This window comes from Halomonas bluephagenesis (assembly GCF_054790765.1).
Genome location: NZ_CP133631.1, coordinates 472872 through 488012, shown reverse-complemented (window position 1 = coordinate 488012; position 15141 = coordinate 472872). Strand labels below are relative to the sequence as shown.

The 15141-nt window shown below is 54.3% G+C and carries 15 protein-coding genes and 1 pseudogene; 11 read left to right on the top strand and 5 right to left on the bottom strand.

Annotated elements, in window-relative coordinates:
• Positions 1-157: 157 nt before the first annotated feature.
• From REH51_RS02300 to REH51_RS02290, 3 genes are read right to left on the bottom strand one after another with little or no spacing between them, the layout of a single operon-like run.
• Entirely contained in the window at positions 158-613 is a 456-nt protein-coding gene (locus REH51_RS02300) for a thioesterase family protein (RefSeq protein WP_009721888.1), read from the bottom strand.
• Positions 613-1569: an L-carnitine dehydrogenase gene (locus REH51_RS02295; protein WP_009721889.1), complete on the bottom strand. Its 957-nt coding sequence runs from the start codon at positions 1567-1569 to the stop codon at positions 613-615. The genes REH51_RS02300 and REH51_RS02295 overlap by 1 nt, the downstream gene beginning before the upstream one ends.
• Positions 1566-2477: a beta-keto acid cleavage family enzyme gene (locus tag REH51_RS02290; RefSeq protein ID WP_009721890.1), complete on the bottom strand. Its 912-nt coding sequence runs from the start codon at positions 2475-2477 to the stop codon at positions 1566-1568. The genes REH51_RS02295 and REH51_RS02290 overlap by 4 nt, the downstream gene beginning before the upstream one ends.
• 126 nt (positions 2478-2603) lie before the next feature.
• On the opposite strand from REH51_RS02290, the gene REH51_RS02285 reads away from it, so the two are divergent.
• From REH51_RS02285 to REH51_RS02265, 5 genes are all read left to right on the top strand, one after another.
• Positions 2604-4100 (top strand): amidase, encoded by a 1497-nt coding sequence (locus tag REH51_RS02285; protein ID WP_009721891.1) that lies wholly within the window; start codon positions 2604-2606, stop codon positions 4098-4100.
• Between the two features lie 104 nt (positions 4101-4204).
• Positions 4205-5413 (top strand): amino acid deaminase, encoded by a 1209-nt coding sequence (locus tag REH51_RS02280; RefSeq protein WP_009721892.1) that lies wholly within the window; start codon positions 4205-4207, stop codon positions 5411-5413.
• An 89-nt stretch (positions 5414-5502) separates the two neighbouring features.
• On the top strand, positions 5503-6366 hold the full coding sequence (locus REH51_RS02275) for a methyltransferase domain-containing protein (protein ID WP_498936734.1): 864 nt from the start codon (positions 5503-5505) through the stop codon (positions 6364-6366).
• Positions 6363-7352, top strand: a complete 990-nt coding sequence (locus REH51_RS02270) for a methyltransferase (protein ID WP_009721894.1) — start codon at positions 6363-6365, stop codon at positions 7350-7352. The genes REH51_RS02275 and REH51_RS02270 overlap by 4 nt, the downstream gene beginning before the upstream one ends.
• 114 nt (positions 7353-7466) lie before the next feature.
• Complete coding sequence (locus tag REH51_RS02265; RefSeq protein WP_009721895.1) at positions 7467-8195, top strand: SIMPL domain-containing protein; 729 nt, start codon at positions 7467-7469, stop codon at positions 8193-8195.
• A 25-nt stretch (positions 8196-8220) separates the two neighbouring features.
• Here the strand turns inward: REH51_RS02265 and greB are convergent.
• Positions 8221-8754: pseudogene (greB, locus tag REH51_RS02260) on the bottom strand (transcription elongation factor GreB).
• 179 nt (positions 8755-8933) lie between these two features.
• Here greB and REH51_RS02255 point away from each other — a divergent pair.
• The 6 genes from REH51_RS02255 (at position 8934) to cysN (ending at position 14202) form a co-directional block, all read left to right on the top strand.
• Positions 8934-9578 carry a hypothetical protein gene (locus REH51_RS02255; protein ID WP_009721897.1) on the top strand — a complete coding sequence of 215 codons (645 nt, stop codon included), beginning with the start codon at positions 8934-8936 and terminating at the stop codon, positions 9576-9578.
• Positions 9579-9678: 100 nt separating this feature from the next.
• Complete coding sequence (locus REH51_RS02250; RefSeq protein ID WP_009721898.1) at positions 9679-10359, top strand: NUDIX domain-containing protein; 681 nt, start codon at positions 9679-9681, stop codon at positions 10357-10359.
• 84 nt (positions 10360-10443) lie between these two features.
• Positions 10444-10890, top strand: coding sequence for a DUF1249 domain-containing protein (locus tag REH51_RS02245; RefSeq protein ID WP_009721899.1), 447 nt, complete (start codon positions 10444-10446; stop codon positions 10888-10890).
• The gene (locus REH51_RS02240; RefSeq protein ID WP_009721900.1) at positions 10890-11624 is read left to right on the top strand and encodes a metallophosphoesterase; all 735 of its coding nucleotides are present in this window, start codon (positions 10890-10892) and stop codon (positions 11622-11624) included. The genes REH51_RS02245 and REH51_RS02240 overlap by 1 nt, the downstream gene beginning before the upstream one ends.
• A gap of 179 nt (positions 11625-11803) precedes the next feature.
• A complete protein-coding gene (gene cysD / locus REH51_RS02235) occupies positions 11804-12763 on the top strand; it encodes a sulfate adenylyltransferase subunit CysD (RefSeq protein WP_009721901.1) in 960 nt (319 codons plus the stop codon).
• A complete protein-coding gene (cysN, locus tag REH51_RS02230; RefSeq protein WP_498936732.1) occupies positions 12763-14202 on the top strand; it encodes a sulfate adenylyltransferase subunit CysN in 1440 nt (479 codons plus the stop codon). The genes cysD and cysN overlap by 1 nt, the downstream gene beginning before the upstream one ends.
• Positions 14203-14293: 91 nt before the next feature.
• On the opposite strand, the gene REH51_RS02225 is transcribed toward cysN, so the two are convergent.
• On the bottom strand, positions 14294-15136 hold the full coding sequence (locus REH51_RS02225) for an ABC transporter substrate-binding protein (protein ID WP_009721903.1): 843 nt from the start codon (positions 15134-15136) through the stop codon (positions 14294-14296).
• Positions 15137-15141 lie beyond the last annotated feature (5 nt).

Below are 15141 nucleotides of genomic sequence, written 5' to 3'. Positions count from 1 at the left end.
GAGCTCGACCTTAGGTGAGCTGTTGTGCGAAGGCGGATTGGGACGATGGGGGGGAGTTGGCGTAGCGATATTCTTATCCTCATGGGCCGGGCGTCGGGCCGGCAGTCCCGATCAGCCGTCCGGGTTAGCGGACGGTTCTTGTTTTTTCACTGAGGCTTCAACGACGTATAGCGATAGTGCGGCTCGCCAACTCCGGCCAGGCCGAAGGGGCGGCTTGAGGCAGAGCCGCAACAGTTTCCTCAATGGGGGCCGGGAACGGCGCGGGGCGACCGGTGTTGCTGTCAATGCCCATCAGCATCTGCTCGCTGGTGGCTAGCAGGTTGCCTGCTTCATCATTCAGCTTGAAAAAGACATGCAGGCGCTTGTTATCGCGATCCAACAGGGTCAGTTCTACGCTTAGTGGCTGCCCTTCGTGGGCCTCGCGGCGATAACAGAGGTGCGTCTCAAGGGTGTAAATCGTGTAGCCGTGGCGTGCCCGGCCTGCGGTATCTAAGCCGATATGTTCCATCAAAGCTTCTACTGCCAGCGAGAATACACGGGCATACTCGGCATCGTTCATATGGCCGTTGTAATCGACCCATCCCGAATTGACGCGGCTTTCTAAAATCACCATCAGATACGTCCTTCCAAGCCTTCGGCTTCAGGCCAATATTTTTGTACTAGGCCGAGTAGCTCCACCAGAAAGTCATCACGGCGGCTGTCAAGCTCGGCCACCGAGCGTCCTGCGGCCTGGTGTTCACAGCCTGCCACCACACGATCAATAAGTTCGTTGGTAAGCTCAGGAGCTTCAAGCTTTGTCCACGGTAGTTTTAGCGCCGGACCGAATTGCTCCAACATATGGCGCATGCCCGGCTCGCCGCCAGCCAAATGGAAGGTGAGGAAAGTGCCCATCAGTGACCAGCGAAGGCCACAGCCATAGACCACCGCCGCGTCTATCTCTTCGGTAGTGGCGACGCCGTCGTTGACTAGGTGCAGCGCCTCGCGCCAAAGCGCTTCCATCAGGCGGTCTGCAATATGCCCCTCAATTTCCCGGCGCACCACCAGTGGTCGCATGGCAAGTGCTTGATAGTGATCGTGGGCGCGTGCTAACTCGTCAGGCGCGGTCGCTTCACCGCCAACGAGCTCCACTAGCGGTAGCAGATAGACCGGATTAAAGGGATGAGCCACGATAACTCGCCCAGGAGCATTGTGGCAGTCTTGCTGCAAGTCGCTGGGTTTATAGCCGGATGTGGAAGAGCCGATAATGACGTGCTTTTCCGCAGCTGAATCCAGCGCCGCAAGCATTTCGCGCTTAAGCTCAAGTCGCTCAGGTACGTTTTCCTGAATTAAGTCAGCGCCAATAACCGCCTCTTCTACGCTATCGACGAACCGTAAGCGTTTTGGGTTAGCGCCTTCTGCCAAGCCAAGACGTTGTAAAGAGGGCCAGGCATTGTCAATAAAGGCACGCGTGCGTTCGGGTGCATTGGGGTCTGGGTCAAAGGCCACGACATCCCAGCCTTGTGCCAAGGCGCGAGCAATCCAGCCATTGCCAATGACGCCGGTTCCTATCACGCTAAGTTGGCGGCTCATACGTCACCTCCCGTGCTGATATTCCCGGTGTGTGGATCGCGTAGGGACAGGTGAGCGCGTGTCTCTGCAGGTGTCATTATTCGGGCGCCAAGGTTCGCAATCAGAGTGGCGGCATGTTCTACCAGTTGGCCGTTAGTGGCCAGGATGCCTTTTTTCAGAAAGAGATTATCTTCAAGGCCAACGCGCGCATGGCCGCCTAGTAGTACCGCTTGAGCTGCCATGGGCATCTGGTGGCGTCCAATACCGAAGGCTGCCCACTGAGCGTTTTCCGGCAGCTTATTGCGCATGGTTAGCATGGTTTCGGTGTCGGCTTCAGCCCCCCAGGGAATGCCCAGGCAGAGCTGGTAAAGAGGGGTGCCCTCAATTAGCCCTTCTTGCTGTAACTGGCGGGCGAACCTCACGTGACCTAAGTCAAAACACTCTAGCTCCGGTTTGACGCCAGCAGCTTGTACCAAGCGGGCGTGTTCGCGTAGCCAGTTGGCGGGGTTTACGTAGACCATATCGCCAAAGTTGAGGCTGCCGCAATCTAGGGTGCAGAGCTCAGGCAAGAGTTCGCCTATCGGCTCGTGGCGCTGGGCGGGCGTTTGAATGTCCGTGCCGGGGCCACCGCGGGTGGGATCCTGAGCGTCAGGAATCCAATCGCCGCCTCCACCGGCGGTAATGTTCATGACGATATCCACCTCGGCCTCGCGCACACGCTGCATCACCTCACGAAAATGCTCGAGAGAGTGGCTGATGCCGCCGGTTTTAGGGTCACGTACATGGATATGTGCCACGCTGGCACCGGCTTTTGCGGCGTCAATACAGTCGTTCGCGATCTGTTCGGGCGTGATAGGAACATTGGGGTTCTTGCTTGTGGTGTCACCTGCGCCGGTGACAGCACAGGTCAAAATAACGTTGCGGTTCATTGGCCGCTCCTTGACAGTAGCGATGGAAAACGTACTTAAGTATGGCGAGATAGCGAGATAGCGATTGTCATTAAGCGACGCTAGATGCGCATAAAGCGTCGTTTTTAATTAAACGGAGTTAATGCGATGCAACTTGAGGACTACCAGAAGTACGACGCCACCGGTCTTGCTGAACTCATTCGCCGCCGAGACGTCAGCCAGACTGAGGTATTCGACGCGGCGGTGACTGCGATTGAAACGCTTAACCCATCTCTTCATGCGGTGGTTAGAACGCGCTTCGACAAAGCGAAACACGAGCGTGACCAAGTGTCGGGAAGCTCGATATTTGCTGGTGTCCCAACGTTAAGTAAAGATCTATTGATGGCATTAGCGGGTGAGCCGCTGGCATTCGGAAGTTCATCATTATCAGCGTGGTGCCCCAAAGAAGACTCGCTGCTTATCCGTCGTGTGCGGGAGGCAGGGCTAGTGCTGGTTGGACAAACGGCCACGCCGGAATTAGGGCTGATGGGGATTACGGAACCCAAGGCATTTCCCCATCCGCAAAACCCATGCCGAAAGGGCTATTCCCCCGGCGGATCAAGCGGTGGTGCCGCAGCGGCGGTCGCTAGCGGGATGGTGCCTATTGCGCTGGCAGGCGATGGCGGTGGTTCTATCCGCATTCCCGCCAGTTATTGTGGTTTGTTCGGTTTTAAACCTTCCCGCGGGCGGGTGCCGCTTGCGCCTGCCCATGGCGAAGTGTGGCAGGGCGCGGTGGTCGAGCACGCCATCACCCGTAGCGTGCGCGATAGTGCAGCGTTGCTAGAACAGATTAACGGCATGGCGCCTTCTGGGCCTTACCCCGTACCGCGGGAAACGGGCTATGTGGATGCCTTATCAGCCTCCTCTAAGCCACTACGCATCGCCGTGTCGCTGGGTAATTTTTTAAGTTACGGACTGGATACCCAATTAAGTGCAGAGGTGAAAATAGCGGTTGAGAAGGCCGCAAAGGCACTGGCCGACATGGGGCACGAGGTGGAGTGGTGTGACCCACCGGTTGATGGAGAAGCCTTGGCCGATAGTTATCTGACGCTCTACCTTGGCCATTTAGCCGCTGACCTTCAGTGGGTAAGCCAGCAAACCGGTGTGCCGGTGCATCGGTTAGCCATTGAGCCGTCTACCCGCGCCGTTGGTAGGCTGGGCGCTAAGCTTTCGGCGAGGGATTACGAGCTAGCCAAGCGCTATTGGCATACGGCCGCTGAGCAGATGAGCCAGTTTCACCAGCGCTATGATGCCTTGGTGTTACCTGTTGCGGCAGATACTGCCCCAGCGATAGGGGAACTTTACCCCTCTGCGTCTCGCGAGCGATTAATGTCGTTGTTAGCCATTCCAGGTCTGCCATCACTGGCGCTAAAGGCAGGGATGCTGAAACACTTGGCAGTGGATGCGCTTAGCCGTACCCCGTTTACGCAACTGGCGAACCTTACCGGCCAGCCTGCTATGTCAGTGCCGTTCCATGTGGCGGCTAATGGGTTGCCCGTTGGCGTGCAAGTGGTGGGGCGTCTTGGTGAGGATAAGCAACTGCTACAGCTGGCGGCTGCGATGGAACAGCATGATGATTGGCAGTGTCGTGTATCCACAGCCTAGGCGGGCTGCGTGGTGTAGAGCTTGCGGTGCGGCAGTCAAAGAGAGGAAAATCAGCGGCATGATAGCGTAAAAAGCAGATTGTTTTTCCAAAGGATAATAGGCAAATGCAAACAACGACGTTAGCGATGGATAAAGGCGGTGTGGAGTTAGGATCAAACCTTCTATCAGGCGTCAGCTTGCCCGCCGCAGTGGTGCATGAAGGCCCACTGACGCATAACGTCGCGTGGATGCAGCGATTCGCTGACGCTCATGGTGCTTACTTGGCACCCCATGGCAAAACGACCATGGCACCTGCGCTTTTTCAGCGTCAGCTGCAGGCGGGGGCATGGGGCATCACTTTGGCGACCGCGCCCCAGTGTCGTGCTGCCTACGCTAACGGTGTGACCCGATTGATAATGGCGAATCAGTTGGTCGGCCAAGCTAATATGGCCATCATCGCTAGCCTGCTTGAGCAGGGTGCGACGTTTTACTGTGTAGTCGATAGCCAAGAGAACGTAAGCCAGTTGGGACGCTTTTTTGCCGAGAGAGGATTGACGCTAGCAGTGCTAATTGAGGTGGGTGTGCCCGGAGGACGTTGTGGCTGTCGCAGCAAGCAGCAGATTCTATCACTCGCGGAAGCCATTGCTAATGAGCCCGCGCTCTCACTGGCGGGGCTAGAAGGCTATGAAGGTGTGGTGCACGGCGATAACCCGGAGACCTGTGTTCGTGCTTATGCCAAGCAGTTAGTGGAAGTGGCAGTGGAACTTGAGGCCGCTGGACGTTTTTCGGAGGCGAATCCTATGGTCACTGCATCAGGTTCCGCCTGGTATGACGTGATTGCAGAAGCCTTTGACGGCGCACCGCTACAGGGGCGATTTACCCCAGTGCTACGCCCTGGTTGCTACGTCGTCCACGATCATGGCCTTTATCGTGAAGCGCAATCTGCAGTACTAAAACGTCGGCCGGATCTGCAGCAGGGGCTTGAGCCAGCCTTGGAAGTCTTTGCTCAAGTGCAGTCGCTGCCGGAACCTGAGCTTGCTATTGTGGCGCTCGGTAAGCGCGATATCGGCCACGACCAGTTCCCCATTGCTTTACAGCGTTTCCGGGAGGGAAGTGAGCTCTCGCATCCATTGTCGGTCGCTGGCTGGGAAGTGACGAAGCTGATGGATCAGCACACGTTTGTGCGCCTTCCTGAAGCGGCTCAGGATGTTGAGGTTGGTGATATCGTCGCGTTTGGCGCCTCCCATCCCTGTTTGACCTTTGATAAGTGGCGCCAGCTACTGCTAGTAGATGACAAGTTAAACGTGAAAGAGCATTTGGCCACTTACTTTTAAATGTGGCTCGAACAGTAGGCGACTAGGCAAGCCTTCTACTCTTAGGCAGGTTAAACTACGCGGCTTTGAATCAACGCTTGGCGCCATGCATGCATCCAATTAATACATCAAAAAGCCATATTTCAAAAAGTTGTACTTCAAAAAGCTATGAGTTAACTCAAGCAGGAGATCGCTATTTCGACGGTCTGGTCGATAAGTTCTCCCGTTCGCTTTATCAAGCGCCCCGTGGCGAGCTGCGCCTGGCGATGCTGGATTATTTGTTGCCGCAAATGCTGCGCCTCACAGAGCAGCCTGTGCTTGATGTGGGTGGTGGTTTAGGACAACTTTCAGGGTGGTTTGCTGAGCGTGGACACGCGGTGACCATGGCAGAGCCTTCCCAGGATATGTTGGCCCATGCCAGCGCGTGGCATGCCGAGCGACGTGCCGCAGGTGCCTGGCTGCCAGAACAGCTTCGCTATCTTGCCGCGCCACTTCAGTTGTTGCCGCAGCAAGCCCCTGGGCCTTGGTCGCTGATTACTTGCCATGCCGTATTGGAGTGGGTGGGTGAGCCTGAGCAGGCTGTGCAAACGCTAGCGAGTCTTCTCGCCCCTGGTGGGCAGTTAAGTTTGATGGTGTTTAACCGCGATGCGTTGCGTTTCTCCAACGTCATCAAAGGCAACTTAAAAAAAGCGCTTAGCGACCAGCTTGAGGGCAAAGGTAAGCGACAGCGGTTAACGCCTATCTCACCGGTTACCCACGACGAAGTGTGCCAGTGGGGGGCGGATAACGGCCTGATCATGGAGGCCGTTGCCGGGATACGAATTTTTCAGGATTATTTACGCCATCCTTCTGCAGAGGAGAGTGATCAGGCAACGCTGCTGGCGCTCGAAAAGCAGTATTGTCGCCAAGACCCTCACTGGCGGCTAGGCCGCTATTTACTTTATACTTTTACCAAACCCGAGGCTGATGTATGAGCGCTCAACTGCCCGCTTGCCAACTTCTTGAACGTTTCTATGGCCAATCGGCTAATTTATGGCCTGTTGCGCCGCCTGCAGATGCGTGGTTGCAAGCGCATTCCACGGCGATGATAAGTGATCATGTGGCGCTGCGTGAGCAGTGGGTGGCCGGTGGTAAAGCAGCCGCCAGCCCGTTTGATGCTCCGTTTGTCGAGCAGGCTGGGCAGGTAGTGCTGTTCTGGCCGAAAGCCCATCAACTGGGGATTTGGTGGCTAACATGGCTATGCCACGTGCTGCCTGAAAACACCCCAGTCGACGTTGTAGGCGAGCACCAGGGCGGCATTAAGCGTGTGCCAAAAATACTCAGCGAGTTGGGCATGCGCTGCGATAAGCTCGATAACGCGCGGCGTTGCTCACTGTTTGCCACTCGCACGATAGCGATGGAGCAGCCGGACAATGCGTGGCAAACCTTTGAAGCGCTAGATTTAAAACTGGTGAGTCATCCTGGCGTCTTTGGGCACGGCAAGGTCGATGAAGGCACGCGTTTAATGCTGGAAAGCATTGAGGCTAGCTTGCCCAAAAAGCCCCTCAACGTGCTGGATGTGGGCTGCGGCGACGGCATTATCAGTGCTTGGCTTGCCGAGCGAGGCCATCAGGTCACCGCCGTGGATGTCAGTGCGTTTGCAGCGGAAGCGTGTCGCCGAACGCTAGCAGCCAATCAACTGAGTGGTCAGGTGCTTGAGAGCGACGTTTATTCAGCGCTTGAAGGTGAGCAGTTTGATCTGATCATTAGCAATCCGCCGTTTCATCAGGAGCGAGAGATTACCTATGGCCCGAGTCAGCGCTTGATCAGCGAGGCCCCTGCGCATTTACGTGCGGGGGGGCGTCTGGTGATCGTTGCGAACGGCTTTTTGCCTTATCCCGATCACTTGCAGCGGGTGTTTCAAGACTTTGAAACACTGGCAGATAATCGGCGCTTTAAAGTATATCTGGCCGGTAAATAGCAGCGCATTTATCTTTCTTTGCATTTCCCTTATTGATCACCGCTTATGCTGCTATTTGCGTCTATGATGCCAATAGTGAGCCGCGCTTCGGCTTCACGTGTGAAGGGGATGGAAATGACAGGAAACGTTCGTACGACGGCCATTATAGGCAGTGCGTTGATCTTGGGCGGTTTGCTGGCGCTGGGTTTAGTGTGGGGAGGCAGTTACTTCAAAGGGGCTGCTGAGGTTTGGCAGCAATCTTCACGCAGCGTCACTGTACGTGGCTTGGCCGAGCGCGAAGTGGCGGCGGATATGGTGCTATGGCCACTTAATTATACTGTTAATGCCAATTCGCTTTCTGACTTAGAGCAGCAACTTTCCAGCAATGAGCAGTTGATTCGCCAATTTCTGGATGCCCGTGGTTTCGATATGGGCAACGTAAGCGTAACGCCACCACGTATCACTGATCAATTCAGCAATATGTATGGTGGCGAGCGCCCAGATGAGCGTTATCGTGCTGAGGCCACGTTGCTGCTGCGTACTGATGATGTCAGTGGTGTGATAGATGCAGTGCCCCAAGCCACTGCCTTGGTACGTCAAGGCGTGCTGCTATCGCCTAGCTACGAATACCGGACCGAGTTTTTGTTTACGGGTCTAGACGCGATCAAGCCTGAAATGATTGCTGAAGCGACTGCTGATGCGCGCAATGCAGCTCAGCAGTTTGCCGAAGATTCCGGTAGCGGTGTAGGGGGAATACGCCAAGCGACCCAGGGCTACTTTTCTATTGAGGATCTTGATAGCTATACACCCCACATCAAACGAATCAGAGTCGTCACCACGGTAGATTACTCGTTAGAAGAGTAGACCTATCGCCTTAAGTAGACGGTGATCACATGCCCGGATATCGAATTGTCGTGATGGTGTAGAACGTTTCGCCATTGGGCGTGAGCACCGTAATGTCATCGTCTACTTCTTTCCCCAGCAGTGCTTTGGCCATGGGGGCATCGATACTGATCCAGCGTTTTTTTGTATCGATTTCGTCGTGGCCAACAATTCTGAGATGAACTTGCTCGCCGTTTTCATCTTCCAGACTCACATACGCGCCAAAAAAAACCTTACTGGTGTCAGCGGGCAGACGGTCAACAATTTGCAGTTCGTCTAAACGTTTCGTTAGTTAGCCAATACGAGCAATAACGCGATTTAACTCTTTTTTGTTATAGGTGTAATCGGCATTTTCACTGCGGTCACCCTGGGCGGCGGCTTCACCGACTTTGGCCGAAATGGCAGGGCGTTTAACCCGCGCTAGGTGATCCAAGACAGCGCGCAGACGAGCCGCACCCTCTGCAGTGATCAGGTTGCTCTTAGGTTCTTGGCGCGGGTCTTTCGCTGGGTCGCGCCAGCGCGTCATATTTCGGCCTTTCATTGCGTTTTTCACCTCCTCAAAGAGCACCAGCTTACGCTAATGGCAGTGTTGTTCACAAAGCGCTTATTAATTGGCGATTCATTCAAACGTTCGTTACATTATGAGGGTGGCTGATTTAAGGCCCCACAACTAAACGTATGACTTGTTAGAAAAGCACAAAAATAACCCAGGAGCTTATTATGCGCACATCCCCTTTTTCTCGTTTACTCATTGCCGCTGCGTTAGGCAGCACGCTGTCACTTGCCCCGTTAAGCGCGTTGGCTTATGAAGGTCAGGTTTTCTCGCTTAAAAACCGCTGGGAACACACGGTCACTGAGATGCCTGCTAACGAGCGCGAGAGTACCCTAAAAGCGCTGGTCAGTGAGGCTGAGCAACTGGCTAGCCAGCACCCTGATCAAGCAGAGGTACTGATCTGGCAGGGCATTGTGTTGGCTTCTTACGCACGTGAACGTGGTGGACTTGGTGCATTAGGTACCGCAGGCGATGCTCGCGATGTGCTGGAGCGGGCCATTGAGATTGACCCGCAAGGCGGTAATGGCTCGGCCTATGTCACACTAGGTGCACTTTATGACCGTGCACCAGGCAGGCCGTTAGGCTTTGGTAACAGCGATACCGCAGAACGCATGTTTCAGCGCGCACTAGAGATCCGCCCAGACGGTATTGATGTGAACTATTACTACGCGGCGTTCTTGAAAGAAGAAGGGAATACCCAAGCTGCTCGCGAGCATGCCCAGCGCGCGGTAAACGGTACTGCACGCGAGAACCGTCAAACATCTGATGAAGCGCTGCGCCGGGATGCTGAGGTGTTACTCGGCGAGCTGTAGCCGCTTCACCAAAGCTTATAGCGCTAAGGTTGATAGGCGTATTGGCATTCCCAGTAGTAAGCATTGATAATAGAACGATTGTTAACACTGGGAGTGCTACATGGCATCTAGCCCTAATTCATTAGTGCCCGATGCGTCAGCGCCGCCTCAGTTAGGCCGAGACGATGTCGAGCTTATTCAGCGTGAGACCCTTTATCAGGGTTTTTTTCGCTTGGAAGCGCTAGAGCTTCGTCATCGTCTCTTTGAAGGCGGCTGGAGCGGGACGATGCGCCGTGAGGTGCATAACCGCTTCGACGCTGTTGGCGTGCTGCTTTACGATCCAGCTCGTGACGCCTTAGTGCTCGTCGAGCAGTTTCGCGCTGGCGCGATTGACGACCCGCTTTCTCCTTGGAAGTTAGAGTTGGTGGCGGGGTTGGCAGATAAAAACGAGTCCCTTGAAGATGTTGCCCGCCGTGAAGCCATGGAAGAGTCAGGCTGTCAGGTCGGCGCGTTGACCAAATTGCACACCTACTACCCCAGCCCGGGTGCGTGTAACGAACGCGTGACACTCTTTTGTGGTTTAGTTGATACCCAGGGAATGGGGGGCATTCATGGGCTAGATGATGAGCACGAAGATATCCGTGTTCACGTGGTAACTTTTCCGACGGCATGGGAACTCCTGGAGCAGGGAAGACTCGACAACGCCATGTGTTTGATTGGGCTACATTGGTTAGCGAGCCAACGCGCTTCGCTGCGTGCCGCTTCTTATCGAGCTGCGATAAGTCCTAGTAGCAAGCCCTGAGAACAAGCCCTGGTAAAAAAGGCTTTGGTAACAAGGGCTCTGGTAACAAGGGCTTAGGCCAAGCGAATCTTAAAAGGAGTGAACATGGCTAGAACCGCCTATGTCACCGATTTAAAGTCTCTGCAAGGCGAATGCAGCGCCAACTATATGCGCATGCTTCGTTTGGTAGGTGATATGGAAAGTGGCCAGCGACGCGATATCGCGTTGCATGGCGACGACCAGCATTTCGGCGATTTACATCTCAAAATTCTCGAGCAGGCGCCTTATACCACGATGGTGGAGGTGACCCAGAGTGGGCCGCTGGACGCCGTTATCGAAGGCCCCAGAATGCGTGTCCATCTCTACCACGATGTGCGCATGGCAGAAGTGACCGATTTTCAGCGTGAACGCCACTTTAGCGGCCGCTATCGTTATCCGAATGCAAGAATGCACCAGCCAGATGAGAAGCTGCAGCTTAATCGCTTTCTGGGCGAGTGGCTGGCGCACGGCTTAGCCCATGGGCATGCCTATGATATGCCGGAGTTACCCTGATGCGACTGGTTCAGATTACCGATTCGCACCTTCATGCCGATAAAGAGGCTCGTTCACGAGCGGGGATCCCATTTCGGCAGTTCGAGCGTGTGTTGGAAGCGGTGATTGCTGAGCGGCCTGATATCGTCGTATTCAGCGGTGATGTGAGCCAAGACGAAACGGCTGCTTCTTATACATTGGCGTGCCAAGCGTTGGCATCGTTGCCGTGCCCATGGTTCTGGATTCCTGGCAATCACGATCAGCTAGCCTTCATGCAAGCGGAGCACACTCTGGTGGAAGAGGTCGACCTAGCGCAGTGGCGGTTACTGTTGTTGGATACCCATGTGGAAGGTCAGCCGTATGGCGAATTAGGTGCCGAGCGCTTAAACGCACTGGCTGAGCGTCTAGAAGAAGATGATCGCCCAACCTTGATTGTGATGCACCACCCCCCCGTTGATGTGGGCGCTGTGTGGATGGACGCGATTGGCCTTCAGGATCGCGATGCGTTTTGGCAACTGTTACACGGTTGCCCTCAGGTTAAAATTATTCTGTTTGGCCATGCACACCAAGCCTACGCCCAGCCACACCGTACCGAGGATATCGAGATTGACGTCTATGGCTGTCCCGCCATTGCGGACCAGTTCTTACCCGGCGCTGAGCAGTTTGCGATTGATGAAGCTTCTCGGCCCGGCTATCGAATTATTGACCTCCATGGCAGTGAATGGCAGACCTGGGTGGAGCGTGTCGTTGTGTGATGTCACTCCTGTTACGACACGGTTAGGCAATAAAGATATAAAAAGATAGTTATTAATTCTTTTGGGTTATTATTAACTCGGCGTTACCCTACTCTCAAATAACCGTCTTTCGGCAACGCTACCGTCAGGCGGCAAATAGCGTTTGCACGTGCAAGCACCGTTTTGTGAGGGAGTAGGTAATGAACCAGTTTTCTGCGCCGTCGGCGTCCCAGCGTGAGGTGCCTGTCGCACCTGATGCGGCACGCTTGACCCACCTAAAGCAGCTAGAAGCTGAATCGATCCACATTATCCGGGAAGTCGCCGCTGAGTTTAGTAACCCGGTCATGATGTACTCCATCGGTAAAGACTCCTCGGTAATGCTGCACTTGGCGCGTAAAGCATTCTACCCAGGGACACCGCCATTCCCTTTGATGCATGTGGACACCACCTGGAAGTTTCGTGAAATGATCGAGTTTCGTAACCGCATGGCAGAAGAAGCGGGAATGGAGCTGATTGTGCATACCAATGAAGAGGGGCGGGCCGCCAATATCAACCCCTTCGACCACGGTAGTGCTAAATATACCGATATCATGAAAACCCAGGCGCTGAAACAAGCGCTCGATAAACATGGCTTTGATGCGGCCTTTGGTGGTGCGCGTCGTGATGAGGAAGCCTCACGGGCTAAAGAGCGTGTCTACTCCTTCCGCGATAAATACCACCGCTGGGATCCGAAAAGTCAGCGTCCTGAGCTTTGGAATGTATATAACGCCAACGTTAACAAGGGCGAGTCAATTCGCGTCTTCCCACTTTCGAATTGGACAGAGCTCGATATCTGGCAGTACATCTATCTTGAGTCTATTCCGATTGTACCGCTTTACTACGCCGCCAAGCGTCCGGTAGTTGAGCGTGATGGCATGCAGGTTATGGTTGACGATGATCGCTTGCCCCTGGCACCAGGTGAAGTGCCTGAAGAGAAGTTTGTGCGCTTCAGGACGCTGGGCTGTTACCCACTGACCGGTGCCGTGGAATCAACGGCGGCCACGCTACCCGAGATTATTCAAGAGATGCTGTTGACCAAAACCAGTGAACGCAGTGGCCGTGCCATTGACCGTGACCAGGTCGGTTCAATGGAGAAGAAAAAGCGCGAGGGGTACTTCTAATGGCTCATCAATCCAATTTAATTGCTGACAATATCGAGCAGTACCTTCACGAGCACGAAAACAAAGACCTACTGCGTTTTATCACTTGTGGCAGCGTTGATGACGGTAAATCCACGCTGATCGGGCGACTGCTGCACGACTCTAAAATGATCTTTGAAGATCAACTGGCGGCGATTACCCAAGCGTCTAAAACCAGTGGCACTACTGGTGATACGGTTGATTTGGCGCTGTTGGTGGATGGCTTGCAGTCAGAGCGAGAGCAGGGTATTACCATTGATGTTGCTTATCGCTTCTTCTCCACCGAAAAGCGTAAGTTCATCATTGCTGATACTCCAGGGCATGAGCAGTACACCCGCAATATGGCCACGGGCGCTTCAACGGCAAGCCTAGCGATTATTTTGATTGATGCGCGTTATGGAGTGCAGACTCAAACCCGTCGCCATAGCTTTATTGCCGACTTGCTGGGCATTCAGCACTTGGTGATTGCGGTAAATAAAATGGACTTGGTGGAGGTCTCCGAGCAGCGCTTCAACGAGATTGTTGATGAATACCGTGCATTTGCCACCAACCTTAGTGCGCCGGATATCCGCTTTGTACCGATGTCGGCACTGAACGGCGACAACGTAGTTAATCCCAGTGATCAGACGCCCTGGTATTTCGGTGCAGGCTATGAAGGCAAAACGCTGATTGAACTGCTGGAAAGTGTTGAAATCAGTCGTGACCAAAACCTCACTGATTTACGCCTTCCGGTTCAGTACGTTAATCGCCCGAATCTGGATTTTCGTGGTTATTGCGGCACCTTGGCGGCAGGCATTCTACACCCAGGCCAAGAAGTGAAAGCGCTGCCATCGGGTAAAACGTCACGGGTTGAGCGAATAGTAACGTTTGACGGCGACTTAAGCGCCGCTTATCCAGGACAGGCAATTACCGTTACCCTGGAAGATGAGATTGATATTTCCCGCGGTGATTGGATTGTCAGTGCGGATGCTGACTTACCTCTCTCTAATGCGTTCATGGCGGGTATCGTATGGATGCATGAAGATGCACTAACACCGGGCAAGCTTTATGACTTTAAGCTCGCCACCCGCGATCTGTCGGGTCAGGTAAGTGATATCGAGTACCAAATCGACGTCAATACGCTTGAAAGACACGCCACGGATTCGCTGGTCTTAAATGCGATTGCACGCTGCGAGGTAGAGTTAACGGCTGCGATTCCAGTGGATGACTATCGCACAAGCCCTGGCACAGGTAGCTTTATCATCATTGACAGACTGACCAACGTAACGGTTGGCGCTGGCATGATTCGTGGGACAGCCGATGTACGCGAGCAGGCCAGCGGCGCTACCGATTGGGCAGCCTTTGAGCGTGATTTGAACGCGCTAGTGCGTAAGCATTTTCCGCATTGGGAAGCGAAGGACGTGCGCGATTTGCTGCGCTAGCCTAGTACTTTATTTAAATTTAGTACGTTAGCAGAATCAAGAAGCCGCCTTGGTCATTGAGATCAAGGCGGCTTCTACGTTTGGGGCGGTGCTACTGTGTGTTAGACAAAGACTGCGCGTTAGGGAAAAACAGCGGTTGGCCGTTGACGTCAAAATCGGCAATCGCTTGCTGTCCTTCTTCAGACACCAACCACTGGTGCCACTGGGCCGCTAAATCATGCTTCAAGTGCGGGTGCTGCTCTTCAGAAAGAAGAAGAGTGCCGTACTGATTAAACAGTGCAGTGTCGCCTTCAAACAGTAGCGTTAAGTCTTGCGGATTTTCAAACGCCACCCAGGTCGCACGATCAGTGAACGTGTAGGCGTTCATGCCTGCAGCGGTGTTTAGGGTTGGCCCCATACCGCTACCTAACTCGCGGTACCATGCTCCTTGAGGGGTGATCTCCGCGTCTTCCCATAAGCGCAGTTCGGCGCGGTTGGTACCGCTATCATCCCCTCGGGATGCAAAGGGTGATTCGCTTTCCGCGATACGCACCAACGCCTCGACGACGCTGTCACTACTGCTAATGCCGGCGGGGTCGTCACTTGGCCCGACAACCACAAAGTCGTTATACATCACGTCCTGGCGCTCGCTGGCGTAGCCATCGGCGACAAACTGCTCTTCACCCGTCGTATCATGCACCAGCAAGCTGTCGGCGTCCCCCCGCCGGGCAATCTCAAACGCTTGCCCTGTCCCGACGGCAACCACGCGAACGCTAATGCCCGTGGCGTCGGTGAAGGTCGGAATAATCGCGTCAAATAGCCCTGAGTTCTCAGTCGATGTCGTCGACGCTAGGGTAATGAAATTATCATCAGCGAGTAGCGAGGCGCTCCACGAGAGGCCTGCTAGTCCTGAGGTTAATAAGCTGGCGGTAGCTAACGTTGTGTTTTTTTTCATAAGGC

Bases quoted from the DNA above. Each gene is read 5' to 3' on its own strand.
- REH51_RS02275 (WP_498936734.1), top strand. From the start codon at position 5,503: ATGCATCCAATTAATACATCAAAAAGCCATATTTCAAAAAGTTGTACT.
- REH51_RS02265 (WP_009721895.1), top strand. From the start codon at position 7,467: ATGACAGGAAACGTTCGTACGACGGCCATTATAGGCAGTGCGTTGATC.
- REH51_RS02245 (WP_009721899.1), top strand. From the start codon at position 10,444: ATGGCTAGAACCGCCTATGTCACCGATTTAAAGTCTCTGCAAGGCGAA.
- REH51_RS02285 (WP_009721891.1), top strand. From the start codon at position 2,604: ATGCAACTTGAGGACTACCAGAAGTACGACGCCACCGGTCTTGCTGAA.
- REH51_RS02270 (WP_009721894.1), top strand. From the start codon at position 6,363: ATGAGCGCTCAACTGCCCGCTTGCCAACTTCTTGAACGTTTCTATGGC.
- REH51_RS02250 (WP_009721898.1), top strand. From the start codon at position 9,679: ATGGCATCTAGCCCTAATTCATTAGTGCCCGATGCGTCAGCGCCGCCT.
- REH51_RS02295 (WP_009721889.1), bottom strand. From the start codon at position 1,569: ATGAGCCGCCAACTTAGCGTGATAGGAACCGGCGTCATTGGCAATGGC.
- REH51_RS02255 (WP_009721897.1), top strand. From the start codon at position 8,934: ATGCGCACATCCCCTTTTTCTCGTTTACTCATTGCCGCTGCGTTAGGC.
- REH51_RS02225 (WP_009721903.1), bottom strand. From the start codon at position 15,136: ATGAAAAAAAACACAACGTTAGCTACCGCCAGCTTATTAACCTCAGGA.
- cysD (WP_009721901.1), top strand. From the start codon at position 11,804: ATGAACCAGTTTTCTGCGCCGTCGGCGTCCCAGCGTGAGGTGCCTGTC.
- REH51_RS02240 (WP_009721900.1), top strand. From the start codon at position 10,890: ATGCGACTGGTTCAGATTACCGATTCGCACCTTCATGCCGATAAAGAG.
- REH51_RS02290 (WP_009721890.1), bottom strand. From the start codon at position 2,477: ATGAACCGCAACGTTATTTTGACCTGTGCTGTCACCGGCGCAGGTGAC.
- REH51_RS02280 (WP_009721892.1), top strand. From the start codon at position 4,205: ATGCAAACAACGACGTTAGCGATGGATAAAGGCGGTGTGGAGTTAGGA.
- cysN (WP_498936732.1), top strand. From the start codon at position 12,763: ATGGCTCATCAATCCAATTTAATTGCTGACAATATCGAGCAGTACCTT.
- REH51_RS02300 (WP_009721888.1), bottom strand. From the start codon at position 613: ATGGTGATTTTAGAAAGCCGCGTCAATTCGGGATGGGTCGATTACAAC.